The following is a 17,390-nucleotide window of genomic DNA, read 5'->3' on the forward strand; positions in this document are numbered from 1 at the left end:
CGCAGCGTCTCGTAGAGAGCGTCTTGTCTTTAATTTTGAATTAATAATTTTGAATTTTGAATTCCCCGTTCGCGTAGCGTCTCCAAGAGTTGGGGTTGACTATTAAGGGCAGGAAATTTCACTTTAAATCAGACTTGCATATTCTGATAGCTGCTCTTGAGTTTCTATCAAAGGCAACAATTTTAATGCCTCTGCTCGACGAATTCTCATTTCTTCATCTGCTGGAGTTAAGAGAGTAGACTTTTTAGATAAAAACTTTTGAAACTCGTACCAAGCTTTCACACTGTCAGCTTCAGATTGGATTTCATGCTGAGGAATCTTAATTGATTGCAAAATTGGCAAACTTATTTGACCACGAGAACGAAATCCGGGACTAATAATTACTGCTTTTCCTGATGGTAAAGTGTTAAATTGATTGACATCAAATAATTTTCGGGTACTGTTTTGGTCAGAATTAGAAATGCTTGCACCACCCTTGCCTCCTGATGAGCGAGAACGTTGCTTGTATTTAATTTCTTCTTCACCTAAAAACTTACTAAATCGTTCGGCGGCTACATCATCTTGGGGATTAAAGAATGCTTTGGTAGCACAACCACCAAATATTGCATTAGTTGTGTTTTCACCATAAGATTCAATCAGCATTGAGAGATTTTGTAATCCCAGTATCGATACCAATCCATCTTCCCGATTCTGATTCAGCCAATCAACCAGTGCTGGTAAATATAATGTGGGTAATTCATCAATCCCCAACACCAAAGGACAAGTACGTTTGTTAGCCACATTCCGGCTAACTAATAGATGCAGAATCGAGACAAGCAAAGGGGCAATTACATCACGCTTCTCTTTGTTCATCCCAAAAATCACCATCTGCCGTCCCTTCAAATCCAGTGGAATATTAGTTTTTCCACAGAATGCTGCTAAGGCAGAGGGAACCATAAAACGGCTGAACAATCCGCTAGCTGTACCCACAATACTAGCTGCTGTTTCTGGCGACCCTGCAACAGATACAAACTGTGCGAAAGCCTCTCTAACCATGAAGTTTAGATTTTCTGCTTGCTCAATGCGCTTAACTAACTTTGGCAATCCTAGTATCGCTTGGCACATCATGATATCTGGATACTCTGTGCCCTTTGCCAGCATAAAGACGGCTTGGACTAACTGATCGCCAGCGTTGGTAAAGAAGCTATTTCCAGAATCTTTATCACCGAGTTGGAAATTGCGATTGAGTGTAATCGCAAGCTGCCGTGCCATTTCTGAGTCTTCATTACTGCGAAGAAAGTCTATAGGGTTGGCAACTGCTGATTCTGCAAAGCCTGGGGCAAGCACAGTAACCTGATAACCGCGTTCTATCGCATACCCTGCAAGTATTGGAGCTTGCCCTTTAGATGGAGAATCAGCTGATTCCTGGGAAGCGTATTTGAAATCATATAAAGCCAGAGGTAAGCCCTGATCAATTACAGAGCGAATCAGGGGATTAATCATTGAAAATGACTTTCCACTCCCTGGGCCACCACAAACTAGGATGCCTCGCTGTGCCTCTGGAAAATAAAGGGTTGTTGAATCTTCAGGGATGCAAGTTCTACGGACACCATTAATAACCTCGCTCGTTGTATTCTTGGGAGTACCAACATATAAAGATACTCGGTTATGCAAGCGTTGCTGGATTTGTTTACACGCCAACTGACGAGCCGCTGTTTTCTCTCTTGTCCCGCCCCAGCGCGCTGTCGCTAGCTTGGCAATACCTCCCCTACTATCGATGATTTTGGCGATTACAATCACCGCGCCACAAGCGAGTACCCCTAAACCTGCGGGGGATAACAGAGCCGATTCAATACCTGGGGGAATAAATTGATTTGGCTTAACTTCTGTCTTAGGAGTCCCTGTCATCGCCCAGTGCCCACGATAACCAAATCATTCTCACTCACGGGCAACCAGGGAACTGGCCCAATGAAGTAAGGGGTGCAAGTTTTCTGCTGAAATGGCGGTCGCGCACAGATCCTAAAGAACAAACCAAAGTCGGCAGTCCCAAGGGATTCATTAACTCCAGTTAGCGCCACCTTGAATCCACTACCATAAACCAACCGCCCCGTGGGTTCCTTGCCCCCATTCACGGCGGCTAGAATTCCATAACCACCCTTGACTTGTTGGGATGAACCAGATGCCCAACGCTTACCATACAAACTACCTTCAGAACCGACAAAATCACCCATTTCTAAGTATGAGCATTCAATGCCTGGAGGACAGGCGACTGTTAAAGTGCGATCGCCTCTGACAACGCTGCCAGACACAAAGTAATCATTCCCAGCACTTGCGTCGCCCTTCTCTGCCGTACCAAGTACAACTGATGCAATTCCCACGATGCCTACATCAGAGCTAATAGGCTGAGGCATTTTATCAAAGGGCACTTGATTTAATTTAGGAATTTGATTGATATAAGCTTGCTGCCATGATTTAAATTTCCCTAATTGAGTTTTGTCCAACCCAGGAATTGAATCAAGCGAATATTTGCTTAGGTCAATCTTATCTAGTGTCAAATCTGCGGCTTGAGGATTTGAACTGATAGCCTGAGAAATAGTGCCGCCGCCATTCTTGGAGAATAGATCGGCTAATGGGGGAACTTCTGATAGGCTCAGATTGCTTAATTCAGGCATCGCCTTGACTAATGTTTTTGGCGTTTGCCATTGCATTAATCCAAAGTCTTTGAGGGTGGGTTTGGTGGTTGTGGCTGTAGTGGGCAAAGCCACCGTGTCAATGGCCTTTAGGCTCAAGGCAGACATCTTAAAGGCATCATCTGCATCCCCCAACATCACAACAGAGTCTACTTTTTGCCCTGCTGTCCACGAGCGCGAGGGGTCGTAGCCAAAAACTGAAATCAGGTTTTTAGGTATCTTTAAAAATCCTGGCTGTTGAACGGGTGGCAAAGTATCCCATGTGATTTTCGACCAGTCGGGGGCAGTCGTCTTGTGCAAGCCTTGGGAATGCTCAATTGTCGGGGTAGTTGTCGGTGTCTCTGCGATTGAGGCGGAAAGTGGAACCAGGGAGGCGAAAGCAGTCAGTAGAAAGAGTTTAAACTTCATGATTTTAACAACAGTAAGAGTTAATAACTAGGCTGTTACGGAAAATATCAACAATTCATTTCCCCACCTACACAAATAGATAAAATTGTCTAGTTTTTTTTACGAAGAAATTTTAACAATTCACTCACAATTGCCCCCATTCAAGTAATTGATAAAAAGTGGTTTTATCGACCTGAGAAAGTGAAATTGCCTCATCTCTAGTCTTGCCACGCCGTAACAATTTAATTGCATCTTGTACCTTGTTCCAGGTGGTAGATCCGGGTTTAACTTGACCTTTGCGCCCAGCTTCTGCCAGCCCAAAAGCGAGGGCATTAGCATCGTTCCTTTGAATCGCGCCGTCTAGCGTAGTCCCAGGATTGGGGCGGAAAACGGCAACAGGCTGAGGCAGAGGGACTTTTATTGTTTGTGGTGGCGGCGAGGGCTGGTGGACTACTGGCGGCGTTGGTTGCGGCTTTTGAACTGTTAGCGGTAGCGGCGACCTCGGACGGGTAATTGGCAAAGGTCGATCTGAGTCCGATTTAATCACCAAGCTTGTATAAGCTGGGTTGCCAGTAGCAGGGACTATCTTAAATTGATATTGTTTTTCATTGGTAAGTACTGTAATTTGAGTGCTTCCATTGCTACTAGAGGTAACAGGAAACTTGATCGGGTCAATCTGGCGAAGAAAGATTACAGTTGCTTTACCTCCCGCGCATTCAGAATCGCCGCCTGATGACGGGCATAAACCACCGTTTGAGGTAAAAGCGAAGCGACTTGGATCGCCAATCCAAACTTGCTTGATAGTTTCCCCAGTAGACATTAAATTAATAGTTAATCCATAACCTTTCCATACTTTTAATTCAATAGCGTTAGAGTTTGCATCATTCTCGTAAACCGTTCGGGCAGGTATCGCCGTTGCTTTTGCCGCGCTAGTTAAGATTAAAAATGCTGCAATAATAGTGGTTTTCTTTAACATTTTTCCATTTTTACTCTCATGTTTAAAAATCATGAGTTTTTCCTATTCCCTGTTAAGAGTTCCCTCATAACGATATTGTTTGATTAACGAATATTTGAACTGACTTACCAGCATCGATCACAAATACTTCTTCTCTACCGCTTAACTGTTGAGAACGGGCGACATTTGAGCTTTTGATATTGTCGAGAACGCTATTAAATGCACCCTCTCCAAAAGCGGCGGATAAATCTTTTTGCTCGTTGGTAGTGGAGCTAGTAGAGAAGCCATTAGAATTCGTACTAATTTGAGTTACAGGGCGATTCTGTACCTCCGCAGCCTTGGCAACTCCCGCGATGATCGCAGAAATGAAATTGTTACCCAGGTTGCTACCTTTGCGAGACTCTGCTTTCAAGAAACCACCATCCTTGGCCATTATCAAAACAGCATTTGGTGGTAGCGGTTTCTCTTGGGTATCGCCATTGGAATTAACCAATACTGAAACGCCGCGCAGTTTGGCAAAGCCCGAGCCATTGGACTCTGCTAATTGAACAACCAGATAAGCGCCTACGGGCAATACGTCGCTACCATCTGAGGCTTTTAATGGTTTTAATACTTTCACTAAGTAGTTTTGGCTACCTTCTTCACCAGCACCCCAGGCTAAAGGTGTTTCTAGTCTGCCCTCTGCGGTGCTGCCAACGAGTACGCGTTTTGCGTTGTAATCAGTGGTAGTGCTTTCGACAACCTGCATAGCTCCTCCCGCCCCTCCTTCAATTCCAGTAACTTTTGGTTCCTTGACTTCCGAATCATCGCCTGAACTACTAAAACTGCCAGCATTCGCAGCGAGAAGCCATTGCTGTGTGGGATCTAACTTTGCGATGTTCGCTTGGGGGAACGCCAAAGGAGATTGTCTAACTGGCTGGGCAATTTTTTGCTGGGGCTGTGGCTGTGGTTGCTCACTCCTAGCAGTAGGAAAAGTCTTGGGTACTGTCGGCGCTCTATCGACTGGGTAAGGCTGTTGTCTGCGCTGCACTGGTTGTATATTCGGAGTAACGGGTGCGATTGGAGCAGGGATTGAGCTATTTGTAGGCGTTATGCTCGGCTTCTGTTCCTGAATCTGCCTTAGCTGGTTATTTTGGCTAGTCAGGGCAAGCGCTGTTTTATCCTTGCCCGTCTCATTTTCCGGCTCTGGTAGGGGCGTTTGCTCGTTGGCTTTGGGTGTTTGCACTTTGTCGCTCTGAAACTTCAGCACATTCATTGAATTACCGATTAAAGCCCCAATGATTATTACAAAGAGAGAGCAAATCAGGGCAACAACGCCCATTTTTAAGAGTGGAGACTGTGAGACTGTTCGAGTGGTAACGATTTCCTCTGGTGCGGGGTTCTGTTCTGGTTGAATTGAATCATTAATCGAAGAGGTTTTAGCCCCGTTCATGGCGGCAAAATCTTGCGACTCTATCTCAATAGTTGCTGACGGTAAGGGTTCCTGATTTTGGATTTCTTCTATCTCAATAGTTGCCGACGGTAAGAGTTCCTGATTTTGGCTCATAAATCTAAATCTTGGATTTTATAAATCTCCAACCCCGCTTTGCGAACACGAAAGGCGGTTTCTTGAACATCGGATGCAAATCTAGGAATGGCAGCCGTATCAATCGCCCTGACGAATACAGTTTTATTGAAAGAGATGGGCTTACCAACTAAATTACTGCCTTGGAAAACGACAATCTCTGCAACCATATCTACTTTCCATTGCCCATCCTTAATGCGAGTCGGCTGACTGATTAGGCTAACTTTTAGGATTGATTGCGTAGACCCATTAAAGACATCGGGCGGCGTAAGATTACTTATCTCCTCAAGGAATGGTGCGCGAAAATCTTCTGACAACGCAAAACCTGAAGCCCATACACTAGTAGTAATCTTGCCTTTTGATGTTGATACCCCAGTATCCAACTTTAATTGTTTGGTGGGGTCTATCTTGTAATCATCGCTTGGCTTTGGTAGAGCATTCCAACTCAAAAGCCCGGTCATTGTTTGCCCGATAAAATACGTAATAGCTTGCGGCGATCGCTCAAGGCTACCTATAGGAATAACTCTGATAGATTCGCCGTCAGACAATTCTACCAAGGTCGAAGCTTTCGTTTTAGAAAACGTTGCTATTCGAGCAAAATTGACAATTTCTATAAATAGTAAAAGCGTTAATAAAATAGCATTGACTATTAAGAAAATTGGGGTGAAATTTAACTCTTTTCTCTCTAATAATTTCATTTTCGTAACCCCACCGAGAATTTAACCCCACTAGTGAAAGCTGAGAATACAGCCATTCCGCCACCAGTGCCTATGGCTACCGCGAGTAATGGCGAAAAGATGGCTTGTAAAAGTTGCAATAATAAAGGATTGCTAGAAGGCTTGGAGACTATTGCGCTGGCAATAATGCCTACTGTTATGGAGTAGGAAATGAGAACTAATGTTAGTCCTAACCAGCCAGCCAACCAAGCATAGATAGGTTTGCTTTGGAAAGGCAGTAAAGATAAAACCAGGAAGATTGGGGCGGCGAATGCAATCATTAAGAATGACAGTTGGACGATGTACTGAAAAGCTGCCGATACCCCACTGAGAATGACATAAACAAAACCTTGGATTGCGCTATTGATTAGTTCGCCACTAAGGTCTAAGGGGTTCCAACTTCCGACTCCAGAACCCGCGCCAGTCTTTTCTCTAGCTTTCTGCGCGTCTTTTCGTGTATTCTCCACAGCCTGTTTAATACAAGCTTGTTTCTCGCTCAATTCTTCACCTTCCTTCTTTTCGTTGTTGAGCTTTTCGCACTTAGCTAAGGCTATCTGCGCGGCTAAGACAAAGCTTTGGTCAGCGTTTACATTACGTATCGCATCTCTCAGATTTACCCCATTTCTCGTAATATTTAAAATGCTCCTGTTTAGTCCGGTCGATACGTTTTTTAATGCGACTGTTGTATTGGCGAGAAGGAACCCATTATTACTAAGCATTACAATTACTACTAATGGCAAAACCATCTCGGCTATGAAATCATAACCAAACCCTTCTTCTGCATACTTCCTGTACCAGCCGAATGATGCAAAGCCAATCATCACAACAGCCGCGAGGGTAGAAACGGCGACAACAGCTGTATAAATTGGGCTTGTTCCAGATGCTAATTCCAGCCAATCATTCTCAAACGATTTATAGATTAGGTCTGCGCCTTCGATAGCGCCTTCGACTATTTCGCCTGAGTTCGTAGTCCCCGTATTTTCTCCAGCTTTTTGCCCTGTCGTTTGGGCAAAAAGAATAACTAAGAACGTTATCATTTGAGTTATCGTAACGTTATTGTGACTCGATTATTGATTCTTCCAGAATGAATCGTTAGCGGCAGCAGATTGGATTATCTGGCGAGTAGCGGCGTTAGATTCCTCATCCTTCGCCGCAGCTTGCTCATCAAGCCTGTTTGAAATATCGGCAAGGTTAATATTTGCAACAGCCAAGGAACGGGATTGCTTTTGTGCTTCTGAGTGGATAGACTTGGCAATCACAACATTTTGCAAGTTTTGAATTGCGACCTTTTTAAGAATGTCTTGGGTAATAACATCCTCTTGGACGGCGGCAGCATTTTCGCTTGATTGAGCAGTGGCATCATTAGTTATTGCTGCCTCTTGCGATTGCACTCGTTGACCCTCAACTCCTAGTACTGATTCTGACTGACCGCGTGTATATTGCTGGTTCCAATCCTTGATAGCATTATCGGCTTGAATGCGCGGATCTAATATCAGCAAATTGCCTTCTTGTTTCTCAATGACTTTCTCAATATTCTTACCAGCTTTTAGGGGATCAGGAATACCCAAATCCCCAATACTAGATTCAATTGCCTGATTTAATTCAGCCTCAAGTTTGCCTAAAGACTTAGTAAATTCTTTCTGATAATTACTAATGTAAGTCTGCAAACTACTATAAATTTGTTGAAATTGAGTTAAGAAAGATTGGTTTTGACTAGCTTGAGCATTAGCAGGGAGGCTAGAAAAGGATATCAAAATTGCTGCGCCTGAGATTGCGATCAATCGGTTGGTATTCAAGATACAAGTCCTCCAGGGCTACTACAAAAGGTTTTTTAGTACAAAGAGATTTTACGGTCGCTTGCTTTTTTGCTAAATCAAAAGAAACAGCTTGAACCATTAATGTTTTAGGTGATTCTTCCTTATTTAATAAACTGGTGAAGAAGGGATCATCGAAAGGCAAAGCATTAGGTGGAAGGGTGGAAGCAGGGGATCGAAAAAGCATGACATAAGCACCTGGGCTGGCGGATTCAGAGTTAATCCCCGGTTGCTCTAATCCACTCAATCGCTTATTTTGATATTTCAATGCTCTTAGGCTGGGGGAGCGCTTGATGGCATCCTCGCCCAATTCTATGTACACGCCACAGCCATTCTTCGCTTCGCTAATAAGCTTTTCGTATTGAGCTTGGTTGTATTGCCAAACCTGAAAACCTCCTATTGACACGACACCTGCTAGTATTGCCAGCAATAGCTTCGTATGAATGACTGATGATAGAACTTTCATAATGGTTTTCCCTGTTTGATGCACTCGACATAATATTTAGAAAATTCTGCCACCCAGGTGAACTTGTCGCTGTGAATTTTCTTGAATTTATCTCGCGTGGCTTGTTCTTCTCTGCTATTGGCAACCAATGCCAGCAGGGGATATGAGGGATAATAGCGACAGCGCACATACTTGTTGTTGTAGTCCAACAGCCACAACGTATATAGCTGCTGAATATTGGGGACAAAGCTTTCGTTTTTATCGATAATTTCTCTAGGGATGCCCAGCAACTCAGAGAAACTATTAGCCGCGCCTGGGACAATCCGCCCAATCAACCGCAATGGCATATTTTGTAATATTTGTTCTCCCGCCGACGATTTCGCAATAGAAATGACATCCTGTGCCGCCAGAAACACCCGACAGCCTTGCTTTCGAGCCGTAGCGCATTTCCGACCCGCAAGCCGTGATAATGCAGAAAATCCTAGCAATACGCTAGCCTCATCCATGAAAAATACACTATTGGGCGAGGAGAGGGATTGACGGGACGCGGCGATATATGCACTCATCCCGAACACTTCTGCATCCTTGCCTGATTGCAGATTAGTCAGTGCAAAGGTAATCAACTGGCTATCTGCCTGGAAGGTTGAAGGCTTGCAGATAGCGCTACCAATGCTACTAGCTTGCCAGTACTGTAACCGCAAGCGGATGTAATTTAACGCTTTTTCTACATTGTCGTCCTCATAGCCTAAATAAATGTACGCAAGCGAGAAGAATTTCTCCATATCTGCCAATGTCGGCGTATTCGCCCACTCTGGGGTGTTTATCCCTGCTTTTCGCGCTAATTCAAATCGTTCTTGGATTTCGGCATCTTCGTAAAAGGCTTTTGTGCCTAGAGGTATAACAGATTCAATAGTTTGTGATAGCAACCCATCAAACTTTTGCGTTCCTAAAACTAATTGAAGCACGATTAAATTAATATCATTTCGATGGGCTTTTGTTCTTTCCTCCCACTGCGACTCAGGAATCTTTGATAGGTCTAGCGGCTGTACAAGATTATTTGATTCCTTTGAAATATCAAAGTAGAATCCATTAAAGTAGGGTGTGAAGTCTCCAAAAGTTCCTGAACCATCATCATTTGGCAGGTCAATCATTAATACTGACATTCCCAACGCCAAGCATTGATAAATAATAGAGGCAATTATTACCGATTTCCCACTCCCGGTAGTGCCGATTACCATCATGTTTTTCGGCTTTGATAGGTCAATGTGAACCGAGGATTGACCCTCATCAGCTACTAATTCAAAGCCTTGTTTGTCACCGTTAGCTGTCTGGACTACTGGAGTTAGACCAATCACTTCACTAGCAAAGAAAGTAGCTCGGCGGTTAAAAGGAAATGTTAACTGGGGTCTTTGTCTCAACAGCAAAGTGTCGAGCCAGATTGACCATGTATACTGCATTTCTCTAATCAACTCCGCAGGTTGATTGATATAGCCGGAAATTAACCGACAAGCGTCATCAATTTCTTCTGGAGAGTTGCGATAGACTAAAATAGTAACTGCTACATTTTCCGGGACATCACCCGTGTATAGCTGCTTCTGAGCATCGACTGACCGCTCTGTATTAATTTGCGCTCCTACGTCAATAGTCTTTTTCCTAGCACTAACTTCGGCATTTATTGACCTCCTTGTAATCAATTGTTGGGTAAGCCTAATCATTTTTTGATCGGCTGGACTAATCTCTGTAATTATCTCTACATCGTAAATCCCTTCGCGTGAGAATACGTCCCATAAAAAGCGGACTTGCTGATGGGTTGAGGCAAATATCTCTGGTTTCTGGGCAAGCGTCATCACGCCGATATATTTCTTTTTGTCAGTACTCTGATGGGGCAAGCATACCCAGCGCCGATCAGCGTAGGGGATGCCATTATTCAGAAGTACCGATGTAGCGTGTAATTGGTCGTTATACCACGATGGGTTGGGCGCGGCTTCGTTAATCTCCTCCCTTAATTCGCCTGTATCATAAACCAATGTATGGGGCACTTTTGTCGGCTTCGCACCCATTCTATCAACTAGGTCGCTCCACAATTGCTTGTCTGATTTTGGCGAGGGGAACAAGCCCATCTCAGATAGTATTTGTTGATGCCGCAAAGAGACAATTATCGCTTTTTCAAGAACTTGAGTTAAGTTTTGAAGAGTGAGTTCGGTTGCTCCTGTTGGGGTGAATCTGCGCTGTAAAAAGTTCGCCAGCTTAACTATCGCTCTATCTACCGCGTCACCACCTTCGGTACCTCCTGGGCGGACAGTGAAAGTCGTGTAAATACTGAGCTTGATGTCCTTGCGCTGATGGTTACGTGTGAGTTCCTGCATTCGGGCAACTTGCCCCCAATCAAGAAACTCACTCTCAAGAGATATAGGGCTATCTAGTCTCTGGCGATAGTCTTCAATTACTTTGTCTTCGTCGCAAAACGAAGACCAACGAAAGGTGAATTTCTCACCCTCGGAGAACTCTTTACAGCCGTTCTCAAAAGCCTTGGCCATCGCCTCTAATCTCTCTGATGAATTAAACAGTGGGTGAAAGCCAGTGCATTCATATCCGAATACTAATTGCAGCGTGTTGTTAGTGTCGCTTACTTGTTTTTTGCTCAACAAGTAAGCTCCGATTTCATAGTTACCCTTTTTCAATTTCACTAAAGTTGCTAAGTCTAAAAAGTCTTCAAAGGGTACTATTTTTTGATTACGAATGCTGCTTTTTACCATAGTTTAGGCATCCCCTTTGAACCCGCCCTTTTTTTGTTTTGGGGCGAAGAATATCTGACATAGCCACGAGTGAAAACTGGAACGCTTGGGAACACTCTTGACCAGAACAAGTAAGGACGTTTGCCAGATAAAACTATCACCGTAGCACTCAACCAAACACCAGCCAGCAGTCCCCAAACTATTCCTGCCCCAAACATAATCGCTATGATGAAGCCCACGCCAAACATAAATAAGGCGACTGCAAACTGAAAGCCAGTAAAAATGCCGATTGTTGCATTTTGACCAAGTGACTGATTCACCCGTTTCATGGGCGATTTATTGTACTCGCTCATCACTAACAAGCGGCTGTAACGCCGTTAAATAAGATACTTTGAGCAATCCAAAGCACCAGGATTATGAAAAACACGCCTACGGGTTGTTGAACCATCTGCGTTACTTCCTGCCCTTCACCAATGCCGTTGGCAACCTTAAGCCCAGAAGCCACAAAGTATACAAACAAAAGCACTGTGATCGTTGCATTGATCACTGCCGGAAGTGCTTTAATGGCAGTACTAGCTGCCGCCGCACCACCCCCACCAATACCACCAGCCCCGCCGAACATACAAGTCATTGCTGTCTGAGCCGAATCGAATAAGCCCCACCCGTAAGAGGGCATTGACTGCATGACAATGATTGTCGCTGTACCCGCCGCGTAAATGTGATGCTGATACTTGCGCCCAATCGCCGCGAACGCCTTAGCAAGAACTTGAGATTGTGTTCTTCGCACAGAATTATTAGATGCCAAGGCAATTACTCCTTTTTTCATTGTTCTAGGAAAAATCTAAAAATCACCAAGCCCCGTTGGGGCGGGGTTGCAGGTTTAGGGTGTGGGGTGTGGGAAGAAATAGCCCCAACAACCTTTTGTGTTTAACAAACTTTGGGGGTTTAAGTCCCCCTGCCTAATGACGGCAGCGCGTTTTGATGCCTCAGCTAAATCCACGTCACAAAACGTAATTGCGAATTGCGAATTGCGAATTGGTTTAAGTCCTGCATTTTAAGGCAATTGCATTGGTCGGGGTTTCAGAGTTACGTCCAATGCCGTCCTCACTACACCCCACACCCTACCCCCTTTTTCTTGACCTTATTATCGAAGTTAGAAGTAACAACAAATCTACTTCCAACTTTCCACTTCTGACTTGTTTAATGCTCTTTGTTGAAATTCACTTTCTATGTCAGCTAAAGTATGCTCCCTAGCTAGTGAGCGAATTTCCTGAAGTACTATAATGTGACACTCGTATAGCTTTGCATAGCCATCTAGACCACCTGTTTTTTTGTTGGTGAATTTCTGGAACTCTGGCAAGTACTTCCGAGCTATGTTCAAATATGCTTGTAGTTGTCTTGCAGAAACCTTTGGCTTTAACATCGCCGCAACTTCTGGTCTTGTTAGTTCTTCATTTTGCCAGGTAAACCTCCCTATCCCCATGACTCTGAGAACTTCTTGGAACTTCTAACTACATATAAAAATACCCGCCTTTTTCGTGGCGGGCAAGTCGCAAATGCAACTACAAGAGAAAAATTTTGTTCAAAGACAAGAATTTAGCTTCTTACCCTGACTTGCCCATTTTTCATCTAGAAGGCTGCAAGCTACGTGAACAACGTTTTGAGGGTTTCGCTTAAATCTTCCTTTCATTCCCCAGCAGCGAACAGTGTAATCACTTTCGTATCCTAATACGAACGCCATCTCTTGATAAGTTAATTTCCACTTCTTCTTAAACTCTATTGGGTGCATAGTATTTATTTGATACTTGCATAAGGAACTTATTTAATATTTATAACATAATTAATTAGTCAAATCTTTATAATTTTGTGTCAAAGGATAAATAATCTTCTTATATTTATTTATCTTAATATCTTGATAAAAGATATTAGCTATTATCGGATTTATCCAATTTATCTATAATAGAGATGCTTTCTTTTAACCAATCAACTTTATGTCCAACACAGATACTAATTTTCCTCAACTCTTTCAACCCAAAAGTCAAGTTAATGAAGATAACGAAAATCCCACCCTATTAGCCAATCGCCTAACTCCCACTGATGACCAAATCAAAGACTGGCTACAGTCACCACAAATCAAACAGTGGCTTACAAAACTACTAATGGGCATACCGAATAATCTCAAGATAGAAGCGTTGAAGAAGAATTCAGAAGTCAGAATTCAGGAGTCAGAATCAATCAGTCGGGGATTCAGACCCGCGACTGATTAAAGACCACCAAATTTTCAATTTGGTGGGGGTGCAAAAACGCCGATTATTCAGACGCTCGCAGACTCGCTAACGCTCCGCTATCCACCAGTCATACAGAATTCATTCTGAATTCTGACTCCTGACTCCTGAATTCTGTTCGATAAATACCATCATCAAAAATGTTATACAAAACCCAGACAAAGACTATCGAGTACAATTCGGTAGTTCAACTATTGGAGTCGATGTTTTACGGTGGCAGCTTTGGGCATCCTATAAATTACCTTACGCCAGTGGAATCAAAACTCCTGATTGCCCCTATACTTTGAAAAAACATTTGGATGTTTCCAACCAACTTCCCGGATGACATAATTCCGTATTTTCGTTAAATTCCCACACAATACCCGATCTATTCTTGCCAAAAGCGCCATGCTTAACTATCCATTCTTACCAAAACCATTATGCTTAACTGCCATTAACTTAGCAGATGACTAAATCTTGTATTGAAGCCAAATTTGATGACCTTAACAGAAACATTTCTTTACATCCCTTTTAGGCTCTAGCCCATGAACAGCTTTCATCGCACAAGGAGATTCTTTAGAGTTCGTAAGCCAATTGGATTTTTGATTTGAGACGATGAGTTAGCTTTAGAGCTACCCTTGTAGAAGAACAGAATCTCTCAACTACTCTTTGACTCATGACGAGGCTCCTTCAAGTCGAAAAATTTCCGATTCTGATGTTGCCGGAAATCGAGGCGTATTTAGAAAGTGGACTATTTCGTGGGATTGGCAAGAAAACTGCTCAAACTTTGGTCAATTGCTTTGGAAGTGAGACTTTATCGATATTAGATAACAACCCCGAAAAGCTTTACACTGTTCCCGGACTAACTCAATATCGGATTGATGGTATTACCAAAGCTTGGTCAGAGAGTAAAAAGAATCCGAACTTGGGAGTGATTACCCAACTTTTGGCTGTGGGAACTTCATTGAAGTTAGCTTTGAAAATTTGTGACTATTACGGACACAAAACTGCAAATGTACTTCAGAACAACCCTTACAGATTAATTGATGATATTGATGGCATCGGTTTTAAGACTGCTGATGAGCTAGCAATATCTCTTGGTATCCCACTATACAGCGATACTCGTTATATCTCAGCTTTAATCCATGTTTTAAAATCCGGCTTGCGTGAAGGGAATTGTTTTTTACCGTTTGAGCAATTAGTAAGTATTGCCACTGACCTGCTTTCTTCACCACAGCATACGCCCGATGTTCAATTTTTAAATACAATCATTCAACAGTTACTTGCAAAGGGGACTTTAGTTTCGGGTGATGTTGGTAATAGCGTTTATCTCAAAGCTGCTTATCGGGCTGAACTTTCTGTGACTTTGAAAATTCTTGCTCTCCTTGAGCAACCGACTCACCCCACTGAACATTTAGAACACTGGTTAGCCCAATTCCAAACTACTGACTATCGCCAACTTTCACGTTTAAGTGATGAACAAATCAGCGCCTTGATGATGGCAGCCAAACATCCAATTAGCATTATTACTGGTGGCCCTGGTCGAGGGAAAACTTATGTACTGAAAACCTTGGTTGAATGGTTCATCCATACTGATAAAGCGATTGCACTTGCCGCTCCAACAGGGAAAGCTGCTAACCGGATGAAAGATGCTACAGGCATTGAAGCAACTACTATTCACCGTTTATTGCAATGGCAGGGAAACAATGCGGTTTTTCTTCATAACGAGGATAATCTTCTAAATCTTGATTGTCTAATCGTTGATGAATTTTCAATGGTTGATATATTTCTGTTCAATTCGCTACTCAAAGCCTTGCCCAAAAAAACCAGAATTGTCCTGGTAGGGGACTTTGATCAATTGCCCAGTATTGGCGCAGGAATGGTCTTGCGAGATTTAATTGTTTCTGAACTCGTGCCAACAACTTTCTTACAGACGATTTATCGCCAACGGCACGAAAGCCCGATTATTTATGCTGCTAATGATGTCAATTCTGGCATAGTCCCCACACTGCACAATTTTAATCAAGTTTCTGATTGGATGGATGTCGGTGACTGTGCAATGATTCAAAAAGACTCGCCCCAAGCGACCTCCCAAGCCATCGTTGAGTTGGTTAAAGCTATTGGCCAGTCAGGTGTTGATTTAAATCAACAACTAATAATCTTAGCGCCCCAAAAACAAGGAGACTGTGGAGTTCACAATCTCAATCAGCTTCTTGCCCCCATCTTTAATCCAAAACTTGAAAATCAACCACAAGTTGTCTCTGGGTCAGTTATCTACCGAGTCGGCGATCGCGTAATCCAGCTGAAAAACCGTTATGAAACCGTCCCGCCTGTAATGAATGGCGAGATCGGTCAGGTTATTGCTGTGGAACCGGAAAAATTTTTGGTTACGATCTCTTGGGAGGGCGGCGCAGTTGTTAATTATTATCCTGGCGACTTCGAGCAAATTATGCACTCGTTTTGTATAACTTGTCACAAGAGTCAAGGTAGCCAATTTCCTTATGTGATTTTCCCATTGGTTAGGGCTAATTACCGGATGTTAACCCGTCAGCTGCTCTACACGACTATGACTCGCGCAATGGGTACATTCATCGCAGTTGGACAGCATGAAGCATTGAAAACTGCTGTCGCTACTGATAAACCCGCCCAGCGTTTTACTGGACTAACCAATCTCCTCATTTCACCTGTTGAGCAACTTAGTGAAATCTGGCAGAGTTTGAGCAACACCAGAAAAACCACTTGTACAACAACATCTTCCCCTACTGTTACTGTCGCTTCTAGGCTACAACAACGTCAACTGACTGCTACACTTGGACAGATGACTACTATTGGTAGTCTTGCACTACAAATGTATGAATCCAAGTATGGTTATCGTCCGTCAAAACAGCCCGAACTTGTCGGCAAGTTTCGCTTTAATACTTATCACTATGAAACTACCGCAATTGAGTTGATTGATTCAGCAATTGACGCAGTTCTGCTCCAATAATAAAACCCATGCCCAAAATGAGAACAACGGTCGCATCCAACCAGACTACTCTTGAAGTACACTTTTAACATTTATGGCTATTCCAGCAACACAGTTAAAGATCGGCCAATCAGTGAAGTATCTGATCGGTACTCGAAGCGGCATGAGTGCGGCAATAACCGATATCAGCAAATCATCTCTTAGTCTCAAAAATACTCATATTGTTACTTTGACCTTTGATGATGATTCACTACCAAATCACTTAAAAACACAACAACTAACTGTTTATGACGAATTGCTTGAAGGTTGTGAAATAATCACATTTTAAAAAATGAAAATTGGCAACAGCAACAGCAGAGCGCACATTCGCCGCTACAAGTTTAAATTAATTGAAGAAGAATTCAGAAGTCAGAATGGGCTAAACGCCCCGCTACCGCTAACAGGAGTCAGAATTAATGAGTGGGGGATTCAGACTCGCCACTTGATTATTGCACCACTAAATCAGAGATTTAGTGGGGGACTTCAACCCGTTTATTCATCCGCCAGTCGCTTAACCTTCTTCTGAATTCTGGCGACTGACGCATGTATTCTGTTTGTTAAAATACTAACTTACTGGCTGATATAATCCCGTATTTTGGTTAAATTCCCATCCCAACCCTGCTCTATCCTTGTTCTTACACCATGCTACAAAAAGCGGTGGGGGAAGATTAATTCGCTCATTGCGTACAGTTTCCTCACGGGAGCAATGCGGTTTTGTCAGATCCGGTAAACAAGGTGCGATCGCAAAAATCAAATCTAAGTAAGAAGTGACTTTAGTTACCAAATATATGCTGATAGTCGTGATAATTCATCTTGATGAGATATCTCAAAAAGATT

17 protein-coding genes are annotated in these 17,390 nt (G+C 43.1%); 4 read left to right on the plus strand and 13 right to left on the minus strand.

The window, feature by feature from the left end; translation table 11 throughout:
* Positions 1 to 123 precede the first annotated feature (123 nt).
* The 12 genes from FD724_RS37135 to FD724_RS37190 form a co-directional block, all read right to left on the minus strand.
* On the minus strand, positions 124 to 1,887 hold the full coding sequence (locus FD724_RS37135) for a type IV secretory system conjugative DNA transfer family protein (protein ID WP_179076623.1): 1,764 nt from the start codon (positions 1,885 to 1,887) through the stop codon (positions 124 to 126).
* A complete protein-coding gene (locus tag FD724_RS37140; protein ID WP_179076624.1) occupies positions 1,884 to 3,077 on the minus strand; it encodes a hypothetical protein in 1,194 nt (397 codons plus the stop codon). The genes FD724_RS37135 and FD724_RS37140 overlap by 4 nt, the downstream gene beginning before the upstream one ends.
* Positions 3,078 to 3,201: 124 nt before the next feature.
* Complete coding sequence (locus FD724_RS37145) at positions 3,202 to 4,032, minus strand: hypothetical protein (RefSeq protein WP_179076625.1); 831 nt, start codon at positions 4,030 to 4,032, stop codon at positions 3,202 to 3,204.
* Between the two features lie 64 nt (positions 4,033 to 4,096).
* Positions 4,097 to 5,557 carry a hypothetical protein gene (locus FD724_RS37150; RefSeq protein ID WP_179076626.1) on the minus strand — a complete coding sequence of 487 codons (1,461 nt, stop codon included), beginning with the start codon at positions 5,555 to 5,557 and terminating at the stop codon, positions 4,097 to 4,099.
* Positions 5,554 to 6,273 carry a hypothetical protein gene (locus FD724_RS37155; protein ID WP_179076627.1) on the minus strand — a complete coding sequence of 240 codons (720 nt, stop codon included), beginning with the start codon at positions 6,271 to 6,273 and terminating at the stop codon, positions 5,554 to 5,556. The genes FD724_RS37150 and FD724_RS37155 overlap by 4 nt, the downstream gene beginning before the upstream one ends.
* Positions 6,270 to 7,328, minus strand: coding sequence for a hypothetical protein (locus tag FD724_RS37160; RefSeq protein WP_179076628.1), 1,059 nt, complete (start codon positions 7,326 to 7,328; stop codon positions 6,270 to 6,272). Before FD724_RS37160 ends, FD724_RS37155 begins: the two co-directional genes overlap by 4 nt.
* 30 nt (positions 7,329 to 7,358) lie before the next feature.
* Positions 7,359 to 8,087 carry a hypothetical protein gene (locus FD724_RS37165; RefSeq protein WP_256874748.1) on the minus strand — a complete coding sequence of 243 codons (729 nt, stop codon included), beginning with the start codon at positions 8,085 to 8,087 and terminating at the stop codon, positions 7,359 to 7,361.
* Positions 8,029 to 8,571, minus strand: coding sequence for a hypothetical protein (locus tag FD724_RS37170; RefSeq protein ID WP_179076629.1), 543 nt, complete (start codon positions 8,569 to 8,571; stop codon positions 8,029 to 8,031). The genes FD724_RS37165 and FD724_RS37170 overlap by 59 nt, the downstream gene beginning before the upstream one ends.
* Positions 8,568 to 11,306 carry an AAA family ATPase gene (locus tag FD724_RS37175; protein ID WP_179076630.1) on the minus strand — a complete coding sequence of 913 codons (2,739 nt, stop codon included), beginning with the start codon at positions 11,304 to 11,306 and terminating at the stop codon, positions 8,568 to 8,570. The genes FD724_RS37170 and FD724_RS37175 overlap by 4 nt, the downstream gene beginning before the upstream one ends.
* On the minus strand, positions 11,300 to 11,638 hold the full coding sequence (locus FD724_RS37180; RefSeq protein ID WP_163934752.1) for a hypothetical protein: 339 nt from the start codon (positions 11,636 to 11,638) through the stop codon (positions 11,300 to 11,302). The genes FD724_RS37175 and FD724_RS37180 overlap by 7 nt, the downstream gene beginning before the upstream one ends.
* 2 nt (positions 11,639 to 11,640) lie before the next feature.
* Positions 11,641 to 12,111, minus strand: coding sequence for a hypothetical protein (locus tag FD724_RS37185; protein ID WP_179076631.1), 471 nt, complete (start codon positions 12,109 to 12,111; stop codon positions 11,641 to 11,643).
* A 345-nt stretch (positions 12,112 to 12,456) separates the two neighbouring features.
* Positions 12,457 to 12,768: a hypothetical protein gene (locus FD724_RS37190; protein ID WP_179076632.1), complete on the minus strand. Its 312-nt coding sequence runs from the start codon at positions 12,766 to 12,768 to the stop codon at positions 12,457 to 12,459.
* Positions 12,769 to 13,276: 508 nt separating this feature from the next.
* Between FD724_RS37190 and FD724_RS37195 the strand changes: the two genes are divergently transcribed.
* The 4 genes from FD724_RS37195 (at position 13,277) to FD724_RS37210 (ending at position 17,079) form a co-directional block, all read left to right on the plus strand.
* The gene (locus FD724_RS37195; RefSeq protein WP_179076633.1) at positions 13,277 to 13,552 is read left to right on the plus strand and encodes a hypothetical protein; all 276 of its coding nucleotides are present in this window, start codon (positions 13,277 to 13,279) and stop codon (positions 13,550 to 13,552) included.
* A 673-nt stretch (positions 13,553 to 14,225) separates the two neighbouring features.
* The gene (locus tag FD724_RS37200; protein ID WP_179076634.1) at positions 14,226 to 16,535 is read left to right on the plus strand and encodes an ATP-dependent RecD-like DNA helicase; all 2,310 of its coding nucleotides are present in this window, start codon (positions 14,226 to 14,228) and stop codon (positions 16,533 to 16,535) included.
* A 73-nt stretch (positions 16,536 to 16,608) separates the two neighbouring features.
* On the plus strand, positions 16,609 to 16,842 hold the full coding sequence (locus FD724_RS37205; RefSeq protein ID WP_100904243.1) for a hypothetical protein: 234 nt from the start codon (positions 16,609 to 16,611) through the stop codon (positions 16,840 to 16,842).
* A gap of 3 nt (positions 16,843 to 16,845) precedes the next feature.
* The gene (locus FD724_RS37210; protein WP_179076635.1) at positions 16,846 to 17,079 is read left to right on the plus strand and encodes a hypothetical protein; all 234 of its coding nucleotides are present in this window, start codon (positions 16,846 to 16,848) and stop codon (positions 17,077 to 17,079) included.
* A 39-nt stretch (positions 17,080 to 17,118) separates the two neighbouring features.
* Here FD724_RS37210 and FD724_RS37215 read toward each other — a convergent pair whose 3' ends face one another.
* Entirely contained in the window at positions 17,119 to 17,337 is a 219-nt protein-coding gene (locus FD724_RS37215; RefSeq protein ID WP_179076473.1) for a hypothetical protein, read from the minus strand.
* Positions 17,338 to 17,390: the final 53 nt, after the last annotated feature.

The organism is Nostoc sp. C057, from assembly GCF_013393925.1.
Taxonomy (GTDB): Bacteria; Cyanobacteriota; Cyanobacteriia; order Cyanobacteriales; family Nostocaceae; genus Nostoc; species Nostoc muscorum_A.